The 16,575-nt window shown below is 29.5% G+C and carries 15 protein-coding genes; 4 read left to right on the top strand and 11 right to left on the bottom strand.

What is annotated here, in order from left to right:
* Positions 1–270: 270 nt before the first annotated feature.
* Entirely contained in the window at positions 271–1,437 is a 1,167-nt protein-coding gene (locus EG2_RS12325) for an ROK family transcriptional regulator (protein ID WP_060814985.1), read from the top strand.
* 591 nt (positions 1,438–2,028) lie between these two features.
* On the opposite strand, the gene EG2_RS12330 is transcribed toward EG2_RS12325, so the two are convergent.
* From EG2_RS12330 to EG2_RS12340, 3 genes are read right to left on the bottom strand one after another with little or no spacing between them, the layout of a single operon-like run.
* The gene (locus EG2_RS12330) at positions 2,029–2,508 is read right to left on the bottom strand and encodes a PTS sugar transporter subunit IIA (RefSeq protein ID WP_060814986.1); all 480 of its coding nucleotides are present in this window, start codon (positions 2,506–2,508) and stop codon (positions 2,029–2,031) included.
* An 11-nt stretch (positions 2,509–2,519) separates the two neighbouring features.
* Positions 2,520–4,022: a PTS transporter subunit EIIC gene (locus EG2_RS12335; protein ID WP_060814987.1), complete on the bottom strand. Its 1,503-nt coding sequence runs from the start codon at positions 4,020–4,022 to the stop codon at positions 2,520–2,522.
* On the bottom strand, positions 4,015–4,722 hold the full coding sequence (locus tag EG2_RS12340; protein WP_060814988.1) for an N-acetylmannosamine-6-phosphate 2-epimerase: 708 nt from the start codon (positions 4,720–4,722) through the stop codon (positions 4,015–4,017). The genes EG2_RS12335 and EG2_RS12340 overlap by 8 nt, the downstream gene beginning before the upstream one ends.
* 162 nt (positions 4,723–4,884) lie before the next feature.
* Here EG2_RS12340 and EG2_RS12345 point away from each other — a divergent pair, with 162 nt between their 5' ends.
* Complete coding sequence (locus EG2_RS12345; protein WP_060814989.1) at positions 4,885–5,703, top strand: MurR/RpiR family transcriptional regulator; 819 nt, start codon at positions 4,885–4,887, stop codon at positions 5,701–5,703.
* A gap of 360 nt (positions 5,704–6,063) precedes the next feature.
* On the opposite strand, the gene EG2_RS12350 is transcribed toward EG2_RS12345, so the two are convergent.
* The 3 genes from EG2_RS12350 to EG2_RS12360 all read right to left on the bottom strand — a co-directional run bounded on the left by EG2_RS12350 (position 6,064) and on the right by EG2_RS12360 (position 9,249).
* A complete protein-coding gene (locus EG2_RS12350; protein WP_060814990.1) occupies positions 6,064–6,690 on the bottom strand; it encodes a TetR/AcrR family transcriptional regulator in 627 nt (208 codons plus the stop codon).
* A gap of 6 nt (positions 6,691–6,696) precedes the next feature.
* Positions 6,697–7,341 (bottom strand): TetR/AcrR family transcriptional regulator, encoded by a 645-nt coding sequence (locus tag EG2_RS12355; RefSeq protein WP_060814991.1) that lies wholly within the window; start codon positions 7,339–7,341, stop codon positions 6,697–6,699.
* A 1,158-nt stretch (positions 7,342–8,499) separates the two neighbouring features.
* Positions 8,500–9,249, bottom strand: a complete 750-nt coding sequence (locus EG2_RS12360; RefSeq protein WP_060814992.1) for an IclR family transcriptional regulator — start codon at positions 9,247–9,249, stop codon at positions 8,500–8,502.
* A 146-nt stretch (positions 9,250–9,395) separates the two neighbouring features.
* On the opposite strand from EG2_RS12360, the gene EG2_RS19710 reads away from it, so the two are divergent.
* The gene (locus EG2_RS19710; RefSeq protein ID WP_060814993.1) at positions 9,396–10,742 is read left to right on the top strand and encodes a YjiH family protein; all 1,347 of its coding nucleotides are present in this window, start codon (positions 9,396–9,398) and stop codon (positions 10,740–10,742) included.
* Positions 10,743–10,752: 10 nt separating this feature from the next.
* Entirely contained in the window at positions 10,753–11,727 is a 975-nt protein-coding gene (locus EG2_RS12370) for a C-terminal binding protein (RefSeq protein ID WP_060814994.1), read from the top strand.
* Between the two features lie 409 nt (positions 11,728–12,136).
* Here EG2_RS12370 and EG2_RS12375 read toward each other — a convergent pair whose 3' ends face one another.
* The 5 genes from EG2_RS12375 to EG2_RS19405 form a co-directional block, all read right to left on the bottom strand.
* Positions 12,137–12,529 (bottom strand): hypothetical protein, encoded by a 393-nt coding sequence (locus EG2_RS12375; protein ID WP_239468274.1) that lies wholly within the window; start codon positions 12,527–12,529, stop codon positions 12,137–12,139.
* 1,521 nt (positions 12,530–14,050) lie between these two features.
* Entirely contained in the window at positions 14,051–14,629 is a 579-nt protein-coding gene (locus tag EG2_RS12380) for an Asp23/Gls24 family envelope stress response protein (protein WP_060814996.1), read from the bottom strand.
* Between the two features lie 60 nt (positions 14,630–14,689).
* On the bottom strand, positions 14,690–14,866 hold the full coding sequence (locus EG2_RS18500) for a DUF2273 domain-containing protein (RefSeq protein ID WP_071870196.1): 177 nt from the start codon (positions 14,864–14,866) through the stop codon (positions 14,690–14,692).
* Between the two features lie 9 nt (positions 14,867–14,875).
* Positions 14,876–15,436 (bottom strand): alkaline shock response membrane anchor protein AmaP, encoded by a 561-nt coding sequence (gene amaP, locus EG2_RS12385; RefSeq protein WP_060814997.1) that lies wholly within the window; start codon positions 15,434–15,436, stop codon positions 14,876–14,878.
* Positions 15,437–16,382: 946 nt separating this feature from the next.
* Positions 16,383–16,575: LPXTG cell wall anchor domain-containing protein (locus EG2_RS19405; protein WP_156424243.1), on the bottom strand; the 193-nt coding region annotated here is incomplete at its 5' end.

Genomic DNA, 16,575 nt, shown 5'->3' on the forward strand with positions numbered 1-16,575 from the left:
TACAACACTAGCAATTGTAATCGCATACATATACATATCAATTTAATTTAAGTATTTTGACTAGAATTCTGCTTTTTAATTTGTTTTCTCGATAAACTAATTATCAAAAAAAAAACTAATAACAAAAAACACTTAATTACTTGAACTAAAATTGTTTGTACGTTAAACTAATTAATAAATAAAATATAAAATAAGCTATTTAAAATGTCAACTGTAAACGCTATATTTTTTTTGCATAGGCTATTTTATTTTTAAATTGAGGAGAAATTAATGATTTCAAGTAAATATACAATTAGAGAACAAAACGAGGCAAAAATACTTAATCAAATAATTAGACATAAAGAAATATCTAGAGCTGAATTGAGTAAAATAACCTCTTTAAACAAAGCATCTGTATCTTCTATTATCAATAAATTGATCGATGACTCGCTTGTAATTGAAAATAGAATTGGAGAAGCAACAAATCGTGGCCGAAAACCCATTATGTTAACTTTTAATGGAGTATCTTCGGGCTTAGCAATTGCAATTGATCTAGGATATAATTACATTGATGGAATGGTAGCTTCATTAGATGGAAAAGAAATTGCAAGAATACAGCTTACTGATACTTATGTTAGTAAAGACAACATACAAATGTTAATTCGTAAAATTATAAAAAAACTCACCGATAATCTTCCTTATACGCGACATGGAATAATCGGTATGACAATTGCTGTTCAAGGACAAGTTCTAAATAATAAAGTACTTAGTACAACTTATAACGGTCTTGAGGAAATTGATTTAGTAAAATTATTAAATCAAGAGTATAGCTTTCCTGTTTTTTTACAAAATGAGGCAAACTTATCTGCATTAGGTGAATATACTTTTTCTTCTGATATCGAGAATTTAGTATCAATTAGTCTTCATAGTGGAATAGGCGTTGGAGTAGTAAAAAATGGTAAACTTGACATTGGTAATAAAGGATATGCTGGTCAGTTGGGACATACAATTCTATTTCCAAATGGCAGAAAATGTGAATGTGGTAATTATGGTTGTTTAGAAAAATATTGCTCTACTCAAGTAATTTACCAAGAGATTTCCAAAGAAAAAAAACTAGATAAAATTAATTCGGATATAGTGGAATATCTTTATAGCAACAAGGATCAAAAGGTTGTAGAGATGATTGAACTATATGCATACTATTTATCGATAGGAATTAACAATATAGTTATGCTCTATGCTCCTGAGTTAGTGATTTTTAACAGTCCTTTAACAAAAAAAATTCCGAACATAATTAATATAATCAAAAATTTTTTGAATAATCAATATACAAAAGAAATTCATATCATTAACAGTCCTATAGAGTGGAATCCTGTTCTTAGTGGAGCAATTTCGTTTTCAATTCAAAAATTTTTAAATATTGAAAAGTTGAAACTCAGCTCTTATGCAAAAAATTAATTTAATTTAGTGGAAACTAGTATGTGAAATGGAGAAATTTTAACATACTAGACGGCTCACCAGTACTCTCTCCTTAAAAAGAGCTTTTTATATAGTTATGAATTTCTCACCGCTCTACCTCTTTTTCAAGAGATAAAAAAATTAATACAATGCTTATTACTTAAACTATTTCTAACTCAATAATCTATCAAATATTCTCAATTTTTTTCAATTGTCTTTTTGTTTAATCAAAGCATGCTTGCATATTATCCATTTGGCCTATACTTTAGGGTAAAATTTTACAATTTCATCTAAATTATATACTAAACTTTTATCGCTATTAAAAGTAAAAACAGCTTCGCCCACGTATAGAAACGTATATCTTTTTGTTTCTACACGTGGGCGAGCTGACTAAAATCATATAATCAAAAACTTAATAAAACGAGGTTCACTCCAATCATATTTCATTTTTCAAAACTATCACATTAATCTCTTGTCAATCAAAATTATTATACATTGAGAAAGTTACAACTTATATACTACTTCTTTAAACCCTAAAACTTCACCAATGAGTTTCTAATAATTAGATCTTATTAATCTAACTATTAATCATTATGATAAATTTAAATACCCACAAAGAACACCATGTAAAACTCTTCCTGTATATAAATCGAGATTATCAATTTGACTAGATTCAGTAAAACAAATGATTACTGATGAGTCTTTTTTAGCCAATTCAAGCTGTTTAAAATCAACCTTAACTAGTGGATTTTCAGGTGTTATATATTCATTTTCATCAACAAGAATTGAAAAAGGTTTTCCTTCTAATTCTACTGTATCTATCCCAATATGAATCAAATAATCAATTCCTGAATTACTCTTTATACTAATAGCATGTTTTGTTGGAAAGATAGTTGTGACCTGACCAGCTAAAGGAGCATAAATTGTCTGCTCTTCTGGAATAACAGCAAAACCTTCCCCTAATAATTTTTGTGAAAAAACTGGATCATTTACTTCTGATATAGGAATAACTTTTCCCGAACATGGAGAAAATAGTTCCACTTGTTTTTTCTTTCTTAAAAACTTAATCATATAAATTCCTCCTAATTATCTCTTTTCAAAATTTGATTGATTTCTTGACTAAGTAAATCAGCTTTTCCTCCAAAAACTGCTTGAATCCCACCTTTTACCTCAAAAACTGCAGTAGCACCTAATTGTTTTATAGCTTGTTTGTCAACATTTTGTCCATTCTTCACAGCAACACGCAAGCGAGTTGCACAGGCTTCAACAGATTCAATATTCTCTTCACAGCCAAGTGCTTTTATAATCATTAAAGATTCTTCATGCAAAGAAGTATTTTTATTCAAGGTAATTTCAGAGACTACCTCTTTTTCTTCTATCATACCAGGGATCGCTACTTTGAATTTTTTTAAAAAGAAAGTAAAAACGATAAAGTAAATAATAGCCCAAGCAAGTCCAAAAGGAATCAATTTAAGCCAGTTAGTTTTGTCATTTCCTTGAAGTACACCAAATAATAGAAAATCAATTAGTCCACCTGAAAAAGAATTTCCTACTCGAATATTCAGGATATCCGCAAAATAAAAAGATAGGCCGTCTAAAAATGCATGGATGACATAAAGCCATGGAGCCACAAACAGAAACATATATTCTACAGGCTCAGTGATTCCTGTTAAAAACGAAGTTAATGCACCGCTGAAATAAAGACCGCCATTTTTCTTACGGTTTTTTTTAGGAATTGCACGATACATCGCATAACAAGCAGCAGGAAGGCCAAACATCATCGTGGCAAATCTTCCAGCAAAAAAACGAGTCCCATAAGTAAATAAGCCTGTGTGATTCGGATCAGCTAATTGAGCAAAGAAAATATTTTGTGCCCCAGAAACTGTAATTCCCGCTACACTCTCAGTTCCCCCTAACGAAGTGTACCAGAAAAGTGGATAAATTGTATGATGAAGACCAACAGCACCAGTTAAACGAAGTAAAAATCCATAAAGAAATGTTCCTAGACTCCCCATTTGAGCAATATGCTCTCCAGCAACAACTAATCCATTCTGAATCGGTGGCCAAATTAGATAAAAGAAGGAACCAATAATAATTGCAGCCAAACTAGAAATAATTGGAATAAAACGTGAACCACCAAAGAATCCTAAAAATTGCGGTAATTCTATTTTTCTATAGCGATTGTGTAAAAATGCGACAATTCCGCCAATGGCAATTGAACCTACAACTCCAGTATCAAGAGTTGCATCTTTGACAGAAAATAATTCAAGAAAACCACTAATTGTTGCTGTATAAACTAAGTAAGAAACACCACCAGCTAAACCAGCAGTTCCTTTGTCACCATTTGCAAGCCCCACTGCGATACCAATCGCAAATATCAATGCTAAATTAGCAAAAACGGCGTTACCAGCATAACTCATGATACTCAAAATCGTATGAAGCCACGGTTGAGCTAATATGGGATAAGCATTTATGGCGCTTTCATTTGTCAGTGCACCGCCAAGACCTAAAAGTAAACCAGCAACAGGTAAAATAGCGATCGGCAACATAAATGCCCGACCTAGTTGTGAAAATTTTTTAAACATTTTTCTCTTCCTCCTTCAATGCATTGACGAAACGTTCTGCAATTTCTTGTGGACGAGTGATCGCGCCACCAACTACGATTCCAGAAACACCTAATTCCCTAATTTTTTTTGCCTGCTCTGGGGTATGGATTTTTCCTTCTGCAATAACACAAATTTCTGCTTGAACGAGCTGTTTCATCAAGTCAATCGCTGGCCCTTCTTGCTTTCTACTTTCATTAGTATATCCGCATAACGTGGTTCCGACAAAATCAACGCCAGCTTCATAGGCATTTTTACCTTCTTCAAAGGTAGAGATGTCTGCCATTAATAATTGTTCAGGATACTTTTCTTTGATCTGAGTAATGAAAGTGTTGATAGACAAATTATCATGGCGTTTGCGCAGCGTACAATCTAGCGCAATAACTTCTACACCAGTAGCAACTAATTCATCGACCTCACGCATCGTTGCGGTAATAAATGGTTCTTCAGGAGGATAATCTCGCTTAATTATCCCAATCATAGGTAGAGAAACTTTTTCTTTAATCTCTAAAATATCTCGAACAGAATTTGCTCGGATACCAACTGCACCAGCTCTTTCAGCAGCTAGAGCAAAATAGGACATAAGACCTCCTTCTTCTTTATAAAATGGTTCACCAGGTAATGCCTGACAAGAAACAATCAGTCCACCTGAAATTGCATCTAAAAATATTTGTTTCTTCATTCTCCTAAACACTCCACTTTAAATTAATTTTCGGATAATAACTCCAAATAAAATATAGCACGCGCTTTCATTGATGTAAAGTATAAAAATGGATAAATTTGGAGATTTTTTTATCTTTTTGGAGTATAATGGAGTAAAATTTTTTACTGTAAAGGAGTTCATATGAATTACATCTATTTAATTAAAGAGCATTATCCTTTATTGACTAAATCTGAAAAAAAAGTAGCTGATTTAATCTTAGATTCTGGGAAAGCAATTATTTATAGTACAATGAGCGATATCAAAGAAAAAACCACAGTTGGGGATGCAACGATTATTCGTTTTTGCCAAAAATTAGGATTTTCTGGTTTCTCTGATTTGAAGATCGAAATTGCAAAAGAAGATTTCAGTAAAAAAAAAGAATATCCGTCAAGCGAGAAATATTACGATATAATTGCTACTCATCTAACTGAGGCGCTCTATTCTACAGCACATTTACTAGATGAAAAAAAACTAGATAAGGCAATCCAACTCATCAGTCAAGCAAAAAATCTTTATATATTTGGGGTGGGTTCTAGTGGAAATACAAGCCTTGATTTAGAAAGTATGTTCTTACGAGTAGGAGTTCAAGCAAAAGCTGTTCTGGATCCTCATTTTCAAGCTCAAGTAGCTTCTTTGATGGAAGAAGACGATGTGATTATTGCTTTTTCATTATCCGGAAAAACAAAAGATACCTTTGATTCTGTAGAAATTGCAAAAAAAAATGGTGCAAAGATCTTAGCAATTACCAATTACCTTCATTCTCCAATAGGACAGACAGCAGATGTTGTTTTACAAACAGCAATCGAAGAATTTTTAAATGGTGGTTCTTTGGCAGGGAAAATCTCTCAATTGTACCTTTGTGATTTACTTGTACAAGGTTATGAACAGAAAAACAATATTAATGCAGTGGAACTGCGTGAAAGAGTATTACGCTCTATCTTAGATAAAAGCTTAGATTAAATAGAGTATTAATTGAAGCAATTTATATTTAGGTGAAATATCAATTAATTAGTGGGACTCACAATTTGCACAAATAACTTTCATCTTACCTTTAGATGAAGTGTTAGAAAGAAAAGTATCAACCATCAATACTTTGAAAAAATTCTTTTTATAGGAATATGATGAACAGCTTTCAATATACAATAATCATTATCAAAGATAACTGACAACTTTTAGCAATAAAATACAAAACACTTTTTTAGTCAGTATCTAAATATAACAAATCTATTTCATAAAGCAAAAAAGCGGCTAGACAAAAGAGATGTCTAACCACTTACATTTATCATCTATATAATTCAATGAACAGAGAAAAAAAGGACATCAGTTTTTATCAATAAAAAGTCTTGTTCTTATCAATATTTTCAGATGTTTTAGCAGATCCTCTTCAAATTCTATAGATTGTTTATCTTGTTGATATAAAGATAGATAAAGCAATAATTTTTTTCGATAAAATACATTAAAATATGAATAGATATAAATAGTAATTAAATTATCTATAAACAATAATGTATAGCGATCTTTTACCTTAGGGGATTCTATAAATTTAAAATAGAAAGAAAATTTTTTTCTTTCAAATTCTTCTATAATATCTATTTTTTTTATTTGGCCAGAATTGGTCGAAATAAGCATAAAAAAATTCAAAAACAATTGTTTCTTTTCAGAATTTAATCGTACTCTTTCAACTATATTTATAATATATTCATCGAGTGTAGAACTTTCCTTAACAATTTTTTCAAGTTCAAGGTTTATTATATTTAAATCATACTCCACTGCAGCTTCATACAGATCATGTTTTGTTTTAAAAAAACTATATACAGTAGTAGTACTAGTTTTAGCTTCATTAGCAATATCTAAAAGTCTTGTTTTCTCATAACCAAATTTAGAAAAATGCTTTATAGCAATAATTATAATTTCTTCTCGCATGCTATTCTTATTACTTATTGTCATAGACTCTTACCCCCTTGCAAGTACAGTTAGCGTCTCGATAACATTTTCTTTTAATATTAATGAACTTTTTATTGAGTCTTCTAGAAAAACTTTGGCTTTTATTTCTTGATATTGCGTATTTTGAAGTAATTCTCCGGATAACATCATCGTATCAATAATGAACGTGTAGACAACTGGATCAATTTTATCACTTATTTCTTTTTCATCTTTTAATTCATTTACGGTATGCCAATATACTTTGAAAAAACTAGTGTTATTGTAAAATTGTTTAACCCACTCGCTTGTCATTTGTTCGTCACCAGGAATTTTATTATAAAAAACAATCAATTCAGGATGTTTTCTTCCTAATTCTAAGATTGTTTCGAACATTACTTCTAAACGATTTTCTAATTTTAAAGGAGCATTGTTTATATTATTAATATATTCATCTAAAATAACAAAAACGTGTTCTATTGCTACTCTTAGCATTCCTTCTTTATTGTTAAAGTACTGATATAATGATCCTGCACTTAAATCTGCCTTATCAGCAATCTTACGAACTGAAGCAGATTCATAACCAACTCTTCCAAATTCTTCTAAGATATAGTTTAAAATGAGTTCTTTTTTTTCTGATTTTAATCGATTAAATAATTCATTTGCTGTTTTATACATAGCTATCTCCTCAAAAAAGATATTATAACTAAGTATACCATATTAACCTTATAAAAACGACCGCTCATTTTTTAAAGCTTCTCCTAATTGAATCATTTTCCAACCATTTACTTTTCTACTACTAATAATTTCGTCTGAACTATTTACAGAAGTGTGACCCGACTTAATTTCAGAAGTCTTAATATTTTCATTATTCTTTACAAGACTCCTGACTTTCAAGGGGATATAAAATAACTCTAGATGTAGAAAGAAAAAGAAGCAACAATACTCAATCGCTTCTTTTTTTCAAAAATAAACTTTTGTACAATTAATACAACTGCTTCCTCTAAATCATGTTTTTAATTAAGAAAACTTTCATGATAAATACTCTTTCTTCAACATTAAAAGACACCACTCAGGGGAACTGGCACTATAATTTGGATACAATAAAAAAGAAAACTTCAAATTTAGTAAAATAAATTTAGAGGAGTTTTTCTAACGTCAAAGCATAATTACTATCCTGATACACTAAAAATTCAAATTGTTGAGCGTTTATTGAAAGGAGAGTCATCTCTTCTCTTCGAGAAGAATTCAATATCTCAGGAAGAGGAACTATATATAATTGGAAAAAATGGTATTTAAATGGACAATTTCATTAATTAGAGCTTCTTCAGGACACTCCTCAGTACTAGAACCTTCACTGCCTACTTTCATTAATAAAAAAGAAAATAATTATATGTAGCTTGAATTTCCACTCCCTAAACTATAAAAAAAATTATTACGAATTGAATCACTAATTAGACTTTACATAAGATTTCCAAATTTAATGCTATAACACGTCAATAAATTATAATGATAGGCACTAACAATGAATTTTTAGAACTATTACTTCATCCTATTAATTAAAATCCCTCACTAAATCTATAATTAGTCTTTTAAATAAAAACTTAAAGATCATGATCATAGCTGAATATATTAAAAAGCATTTAGTATCCAAAATTATTAGCCTTCTTTACCAAACTATCAAACAAATTAAATCCATGATAAACTCCACGTAAAAAAGACAGCAATTTACTATTTTATAAATTTATTATAAAAGAAAAGACTGTAGACAGCATCCATAAAATTGACTTTATTTACAGACTGAAATATCCACCCATAAAAACGGGTGGATATTTACTATACTTCTAGCAATTGATTAATAATCTCGCCACTTTTTTTTAGCTCATCTTCTAATTGGGATAATCCTTTGAATCCTAGCCGTGTGGTAGGTCCGGAACAACCGAGTGCCGCAACTAATTCACCGTTTTGATAGAGTCCAGTTGCCATACAAGTAAGACCATATTCGTATTCTTCATGATCAAAGGCAACCTGCTTTTCCTTGATTTTTTTCTGTTCTTCACAAAAATTCGAATAATCAATAATAGTATTGATGGTACGCTTCACTAACCTTTTTTGGTAGTATTTTTCCAATTCAGTAGGTGACATTTCACTTAAAAAGATTTTTCCCATGGAAGAACAGTATAAATCAGTGACTGGTGCTAAAGACGATTGCAACATGTAACTTTCGCCGCTTTCCGAATGAATAATATATATTTCATCTCGATATAAAATCGATAGATTAATGGTTTCGCCAGTTTTTTGCGAAAAATTTTGCATATAAGGTTTGGCAATTTTGATTAATTGTTGTTCATTCAAAGGTTTGGGGTGATATTTTAAAATTTTATAGCTTAATGTATAGATATCATCTTCAATTTGTATGACAATGCCGCGGTACTCCAAAGTTTTCAAAATACGAAAGACCGTTGTTTTAGCTAGACCAGATAATCTAGTTACTTCAGAAATTCCTAAAGCGCCCTGTTCACTCAATAAATCTAATAGAGTAAAGGCATTATCAACGGATTTAATCAAATCGTTTTCCTTATTCATCGGATCCCTCTCTTTCTATTTTTTTTATAGCAATTATAGCAGATTTTTTTGTAATAAAACTAACTATACTATATTGACAGACTAAATTAAAATCTGTACAATTTTTTCCGGAACGATGTTCCGAATTTAGCATAAGGAGAAATGATATGAAAAAAAGAAAAGATCAGCATTATTTACTGGGACTTATAAAATTTGTTGTGTTTACGATACTTGGGACGATTTTAGTACTTGTGCCCTTTAGTTTTGATGGGTCAGTGGACACAATTCTTTTCCACTATTTAAAGATATTTGTAAAAACGTTCCAAGCACCGTTAACTGGGATTATGGTAGTCTTGATTGTTTTAAGTGCGATTTTAGCTGTATTCGATCAAGTGAAAAAAGACACAATCATTCGTCGTCATCGTCTACTAAATAAGCTTTTTTCTACTAGTTTATTTTACACAATAAACCGTGTGATTGGAGCGATTATTTCCCTTCTAGTTTATTTTAAAATTGGCCCGAACTTTATCGCTTCGCCTGATACTGGTGGTACGATGTTATCTTTAGCGACCCAATTATCGGTGTTAGTACCAATGATGTTATTATTTCAAACTTTTATTTTAGAGTTCGGAGCGATGGAATTTTTAGGTGAAATCGTGGGTGGAATTGTTAAACCGATTTTTAAAGTTTCTGAAATTTGTGCTGTGAATATCATCAGTGCTTGGGTCGGTCCGGGAAATGTGGCAATCATGGCAACAGAGGAATTCTTTGCAAAAGGATACTTTACTGTACGTGAAATGGCAGTTATTGGTTCCCAGTTTGCGACAGGAAGTATTGGATGGATTGTATTAGTCAGTTCGGTTTTAAATGTCATTGATTACTTTGGCTTAATTTTAGCTGGACTTGCAATAGTGAGCGTAATTGTTGCAGCAATTAGTGTACGTATTCCCCCCCTATCAACTTTTCCAGATACTTATATGAATGGTTCGATTGCATCCAAAATCACAATAGAAAAATCTGGTAATTGGTTTACACGTGCACTCAATAATGCTGTTGATCGTGCAAATGAATCTAATCTTTCAAATTTTGTTGCTAAAATCGATAATATGACTTTCTATGTGTTTTGGTTAACACCAATCATTGTATGTTGGGGCACCTTAGCCTTAGTGATTTCATTATATACACCGCTACTTAAAATCATCTCCATGCCAGTTGAATGGATTTTAATGGCATTTGGAATTGCAAGCCCAGATATAACTGCTAGTGCGATTATGTCTGGTTTGGCAGATAATTATTTACCAGTTATTTTAGGTCAATCTGTTGAATCTACCGTAAGTCGAGTGATTATTGCGATGATGAGTATTATTCAAATTATATATTTATCTGAAACAGCAACTTTACTGATTTCAACGAATAAGCACATGAAATTCTGGCATGTGATTGTCATCTTTTTAGAGCGTACTTTTTTATCACTATTTTTTGTCATTTTAATTGCGAAATTTTTTGTTAGATAGGAGAATTCTTATGAAAGTAGTCAGATTATTTGAAGATAATATGTTTGAACATGAGTTAAAAGCCATTAAAGAATTGAATTTAGATCTAGAAATGGCAGTGCGTCCGAGTCAAACTCCAACAGATATTATTGAAAATGCCCATGATGCAGATATTATTATTACCGTGTATGAACCATTAACGGAGGAAGTTTTATCACAGTTACCCAACTTAAAATTAGTAGTCTATCGTTCGATTGGCTTTAATTCTGTGGACTTAGATTATGCAAATGAACATAGATTGCCGGTTTCTCATATTACTCAATATTGTATTGATGAGGTGGCTAACTATGTGATAGCAGCTATTCTTTCTCATAATCGTCGCATTATTGATTTCAATCAATCGGTAAAAGTTGATCACGAATGGAATTATGAGTTATTTCCAGATATGCGTCGTTTATCTTCCTTAACTGTTGGTCTAATTGGATTTGGAAATATCCCACGTTTAATTGCAAAACGTTTACAGGTTTTTGGTTGTAAATTGATTGCTTATGATCCTTTTGTAGTTTCAGAAATCTTTGAACAATCAAATGTGAAACAAGCTAGTCTAGAAGAAATTTTTGAGCAAAGTGATTATATTTCATCGCACTTGCCTTTAAATAATAGTACAAAAGGAATATTAAATGTAAACTTATTTAATTTGTGCCAAAAGCACCCAGTTTTTATTAATTCTTCACGTGGTGGTGTTGTAAATGAAGAGGATTTAGTGGCGGCTTTGCAATCAGGAAAACTCTCATATGCGATTTTAGATGTGGTGCATAACGAAAATCCAGATTTGAATAAGTTACCATTTATGCAAATGGATAATGTTGTATTAACCCCACATATTGCTTTTTATTCACAAGAAGCCTTTATTCAGGGAGTTCAAGATAACTTTAAAAATATTCAAGCTTTTTTAAACGGCGATTTATCTAAAGGCGAAATTGTAAATCTTAAACAAATTCAGTAAACATCCCCCATTTTCACGGGGGATGTTCACTATCCTCTAATCTCTAATAAATATCGATTATCGAAATATTTACTTCTGTTTAGTCATTTTCTTTAATATCCATAGAAACATTACCATCAGATAAATCTATTTTTAAATCTCCTGCTTGTAAAACTCACTTTCTCTATCTACAATTTACCTTTAATGTGGTAGCTATTATTTTTTCATCTATTACGCATTCTTCTTTGAAACTTTTCAAAATATTTCTAATATAAAATCTATAAAAAATATCTTTTTATTTATAGTTTAAGAACACACTAATTTGATTTTCACAGGTTCTTATAAAGAACTTTAAAGTAAAATCATCTTTCCTAATTTTATAGCGTCTTCAATAACTGATGGTGGAACATTTCTTGGCTGTACATATTTTTTAACAAAATTTATGAACTATCAATTTGAAGTCATTTAAGCTGTCATTATAATTTAATCCGCAATAGTAATCATCAAGACCATCTTTTTCTACACTTTCTATACAATCTTTTACTTCTTTATCATTTTCAAACCTGCAATTGATTAAGAAAAAAAGATAATCAGAAATTTTAGCATCCATTTCAATCAAACTTCTTAATATCGTCTTAAAATTTTTTGAATTTATTAGTTGAATTAATTCTTTTTGTTGCTCACTTAATTGTTTTACGATATCAATCAAAAAATAGTCATGCGTATTTAGTTTTGCTGAATTACCCTGTTTTTTTCTCTCTACTTCAATAAATGCAGCAATATCTGAGATTTCGAAAAAATACTCTTTACTTATAACACACACTATTCTCACCCTCTTATAATTATTAAACTCATACTCTTTTTCAAAAAAGATAAATTTACTGGATTTGTTCATATATATTGTGAAATGAGTCAGATAATCATACCCGGATATTTGCTTACTTTTAAATACTCCCCCTTTTTATACAGCATTCTTCAAAGAATAAATAAATTTTTTAATTACTTTCGTAATGATTTCTTCTGAGTCAAAGTTAGTTAGATTTCTTTAGATTGTCTTGGCTATCTTATTAACAAAGATCCTACTCTATAACCACTGTTGATCCTTTTTATTGCATAATTATCTGCTTATCTCTGATTTAGTAAAACACATTCACTCTATTCGTTTACAAAACAAACGTTCATTTTATAAAAATAAGAGAAATAATATCATTATATTTCATAATATATATGTTAAAATAATTTTAAAAAAATTCAATATGACTGTTCATTTATAGTTTGCGAATATGACTAAAGAAAGAAAAAAGACTTTACCATTAGAATAAATCAGTTATAAAAAAGAGACGGTAAATATCGATTTCTTTAATTATCTAATTACTCTTCATAATGATATGTTTTTCCTGCTTACTTTGTAGCCAGATAATTGAAAATAAAACTTATATTTTACAAATGACACATTTATTTTAATAAAGAGACATATCTTAAACACAACTTAGGTTATCCAAAAAATTAAAAAAGGAAAAGGGTACTGTTATTCCAAGTAATACCATTATTCAACTTCTGGTGTTATATATTTGTTATATATTTGTTTTATATTTTTGTATTTTCGAAAATAGGTTTTACATGTGAACATTAATTAGTTATATATTAACTATATTCTTCTATTCTTCAGCTTTTTGTGCTTCTTTATTTATTAGATTATCTATGATTATATTTTATTTCAGATAATCTTATTATTTTTTATCTTCTTCCATTTCACTAAATTCCTCTACTACACCATATCTATTGACAATCAACCAAATAAAATACAGTATTTCACGATATAGTATGATAAATAACAAAATAGAAGCAATAAAGCTTCTTGTGTTAAAACAATTATAAAAGAACTAAATAATTAACCCTTCTATCTATAAAAAAGTCAATAGCGTCACTAGGATTTCCTAATAACGCTATTGATTTTCTTTTCCTCTGAAATTAAATCAGAAAGATTTTTCAATAATGATAACTGTTTTGATTAACAGCTTTTATAATGGTTTATACGATAATAAAATTTTTAAATAATATAAATTAAGAACTAAAATATTGTAAAGATTTACTAGAAAGAGACAAAAGAACTAAATAAGAAATACAAAATGAGTAACCAACAGCTATAAAGATTTCTACATCTTTCACAAAATGCTTATTCAGATGTTGATCTCCCACTTAAAGAAACTAAAACCAGTTAAGTCCTATACCTAACTGGTTTTATTATATTTCAGTTCTTTCTTCTATATCTACATTAAAATATCTAAGAGCCTTAAATTTAGTCTTTCAATTTTATATGTTGTATATTACAGAAAGGAAGTTACTATTTTACACGAGGTTCTGTTGCTTCTTTTACGTTTTGTACACCATCATTAACTTTTTCACTTGCTACTCCTAAAGCTTCTTTTGATTTCTCAATTTGTTTTGAAGCAAATTCTCCAGTAGCAGAAGCTGCATCAGTAAGATGATCTTGTAGGGTAACTGAATCTTTTTCGTATTGTTCTTTTGTTTTTACATCTACGACGTTTACGTTAATTTCAATTACATCTAAGCCAGTCATTTTCCTAACTTCATTTGAGATTACTTGCTTAATTTTATCATAAATTGTAGTTACATCTTTACCATATTCAGCCACTATTGAAAGATCTACTGCAACTTGTTTTTTACCTACTTCAACATCGACTCCAGAAGTTGTGTTATCTGTATTTACTAATTTTCCGGCTATATTTGAAAAGAATCCTCCATCAACTGTCAAAAGCCCATCAATTTCATCTAATGCAATACCGATTATTTTTTGAATTACTTTATCTTCAAAAACCAATTCTCCTTTAATAGCTTCAGAAGCTTTTGATATATCATTCTTTTTAATTTCTGTTTTTGTATTGTTTGTTTTATTATCCATTAGTTTTCCTCCTAAAAATAAAAATTTATTTTTTACCGTAAAAACGGTTATTAACTAGTTTTATTTGTCAAAAAATCCAATAGTTTCTAAATAGATACCTAAATAAAAACCACATACAGTAAGTATTGTTATTATCACTATTTTAAAAAGTCCTAACGTGAGAATTAATAATCCTAATAGTAGTCCTACACATGCAAAAATGAGCGGATATTTATATTTCTCTATGAATTCTTTCATTGTTTTCTCCTATAAAACTTTTGATTTGGTTTCTTTATTTCTTTCATGATAATCATTGAATTTTATTTCAGTTAGTATTGTTTGTTCTGCACCAAATAAGGCATTCAAATTAGTGTTTACTTTCCTTATAAAGGAGGTTTGTCGCTCCCCTGTTTGAAAAGCTTTACGTATTTTTCCCCGTACATAGATTTTTATTTTTTTCTTCTTAATTACAACTTTTACCGTTGGATCAACAATAAAAGGCTCTTCTTTTGCTGCGATTAATACAAAATTCTCAATTGCTTTTTTTTGAATTGCTATTTTTCCAGTATCGGTCTTTTTTTCTATATAATTATTTATCCTAGGATAAAATAATACAATAATTAAAATAATAAATAAGAATGTTAGCAAAACGGCACTAAGCCAAAACAAAAATTGAGCCATGTTATTACCAATATATGGGTAACTTGTAAATGGTAGTAAATAAAATGGTAAACTAACCACACTTTGCATTGTAATTAACGTATGTGCTAAAGGAAAAAAAAACAGCAGTAAAACAATAGTTAATAGTAGTTTCAAGCTTTTTCGCATATTCCACCTCTTAGATTACGTTGTGAATATAATTCTTTATTTTATTATTCTATGGAACTTTACAATTAAACAAAACCTATAAATTAAACTTGACACAGATTTTGGCAGTTTGATTTCTAGAATATTCTCCTTTCATTTCATTTATCTCACTAACTTTAGTTAAACTAATACGATAAGTTTAACCAATTACTATATCTGAAACTATCAAAGTGAGTAACTTGTATAAAAAAAATAGACTGTTCACTTTATAAATTAAAATAGTTTACGATATAATATTATCAAGTAAAAATCCTCAAGTCAAATAAAAATGAATGTTCAATTTATTTTTTTATACAAGTTTTTTAATTCTAGAAATAAGTTCCCTGCTTATAAGAAGATGTACTAAATAATGATTCTTATCTCACGAACATATTATTTCTTACCTCCAAACCTTTTAGAAACCATAAAAACTATTAACTAACAATATTTGAAAATTCACACTAGCATTATTTAATCCACTAGACAAAAAATTACTATCATCGATATAAAAAATTTTTTTCGATTGTATATAATATTTTTTTTGAGAGATGAGATTTTTCTATTGAAAATTTCTTATCTTCCAATGTTTTTTTGTTAAAGAAGACTTAATTTTTCGTTTTTTATTTCCTGTTTCTTTAATTACAAGTCTTTGTCCCTAGAAAAAATAAAAAATCAACCAATAAGTATTTCTGAATAATGAATAATATAATACGTTTTTTCGGCCAAGCATATTAAACATTGGGCGTGAGATTCAGTATCTTGAATATACTTATGATTTAAATAGACTCTTTTCTTATACATTTCTTGCCTAAAGATTATATATATTTCTCTTCTAAAGTTATCATAATCCCTCCTTAATACTTGAGTGATATAAAACATAATTACAACCTGAGATAGAACACTAAGTATTCTATCTCAGATCTATTTTCTATCCTTTTTTTCTTTTCAAATTTAATTTAAATCCAGCAAAAATAGAAGTCAATAAAACTATTATACCTACAAATACTCCAGATGATTTTACCTCTCCAGTTTTTGGAAGAGTTTTATTTGTTTCAGATTTATAATTCACCTTACTCTTTTGTATTTGTAGAGTTTTATAATTACTAGTCTCTGGCGTTACC

It is taken from the genome of Enterococcus gallinarum NBRC 100675 (assembly GCF_001544275.1).
GTDB classification, from domain to species: domain Bacteria; phylum Bacillota; class Bacilli; order Lactobacillales; family Enterococcaceae; genus Enterococcus_D; species Enterococcus_D gallinarum.

What these genes read in the sequence shown, in the direction of transcription:
- EG2_RS12355 (WP_060814991.1), bottom strand. Translation starts at nt 7,341, where the DNA reads ATGTATAAAACAGCAAATGAATTATTTAATCGATTAAAATCAGAAAAA.
- EG2_RS12325 (WP_060814985.1), top strand. Translation starts at nt 271, where the DNA reads ATGATTTCAAGTAAATATACAATTAGAGAACAAAACGAGGCAAAAATA.
- EG2_RS18500 (WP_071870196.1), bottom strand. Translation starts at nt 14,866, where the DNA reads ATGAAAGAATTCATAGAGAAATATAAATATCCGCTCATTTTTGCATGT.
- EG2_RS12370 (WP_060814994.1), top strand. Translation starts at nt 10,753, where the DNA reads ATGAAAGTAGTCAGATTATTTGAAGATAATATGTTTGAACATGAGTTA.
- EG2_RS12330 (WP_060814986.1), bottom strand. Translation starts at nt 2,508, where the DNA reads ATGATTAAGTTTTTAAGAAAGAAAAAACAAGTGGAACTATTTTCTCCA.
- EG2_RS12335 (WP_060814987.1), bottom strand. Translation starts at nt 4,022, where the DNA reads ATGTTTAAAAAATTTTCACAACTAGGTCGGGCATTTATGTTGCCGATC.
- EG2_RS12350 (WP_060814990.1), bottom strand. Translation starts at nt 6,690, where the DNA reads ATGACAATAAGTAATAAGAATAGCATGCGAGAAGAAATTATAATTATT.
- amaP (WP_060814997.1), bottom strand. Translation starts at nt 15,436, where the DNA reads ATGCGAAAAAGCTTGAAACTACTATTAACTATTGTTTTACTGCTGTTT.
- EG2_RS12340 (WP_060814988.1), bottom strand. Translation starts at nt 4,722, where the DNA reads ATGAAGAAACAAATATTTTTAGATGCAATTTCAGGTGGACTGATTGTT.
- EG2_RS12360 (WP_060814992.1), bottom strand. Translation starts at nt 9,249, where the DNA reads ATGAATAAGGAAAACGATTTGATTAAATCCGTTGATAATGCCTTTACT.
- EG2_RS12380 (WP_060814996.1), bottom strand. Translation starts at nt 14,629, where the DNA reads ATGGATAATAAAACAAACAATACAAAAACAGAAATTAAAAAGAATGAT.
- EG2_RS19710 (WP_060814993.1), top strand. Translation starts at nt 9,396, where the DNA reads ATGAAAAAAAGAAAAGATCAGCATTATTTACTGGGACTTATAAAATTT.
- EG2_RS12345 (WP_060814989.1), top strand. Translation starts at nt 4,885, where the DNA reads ATGAATTACATCTATTTAATTAAAGAGCATTATCCTTTATTGACTAAA.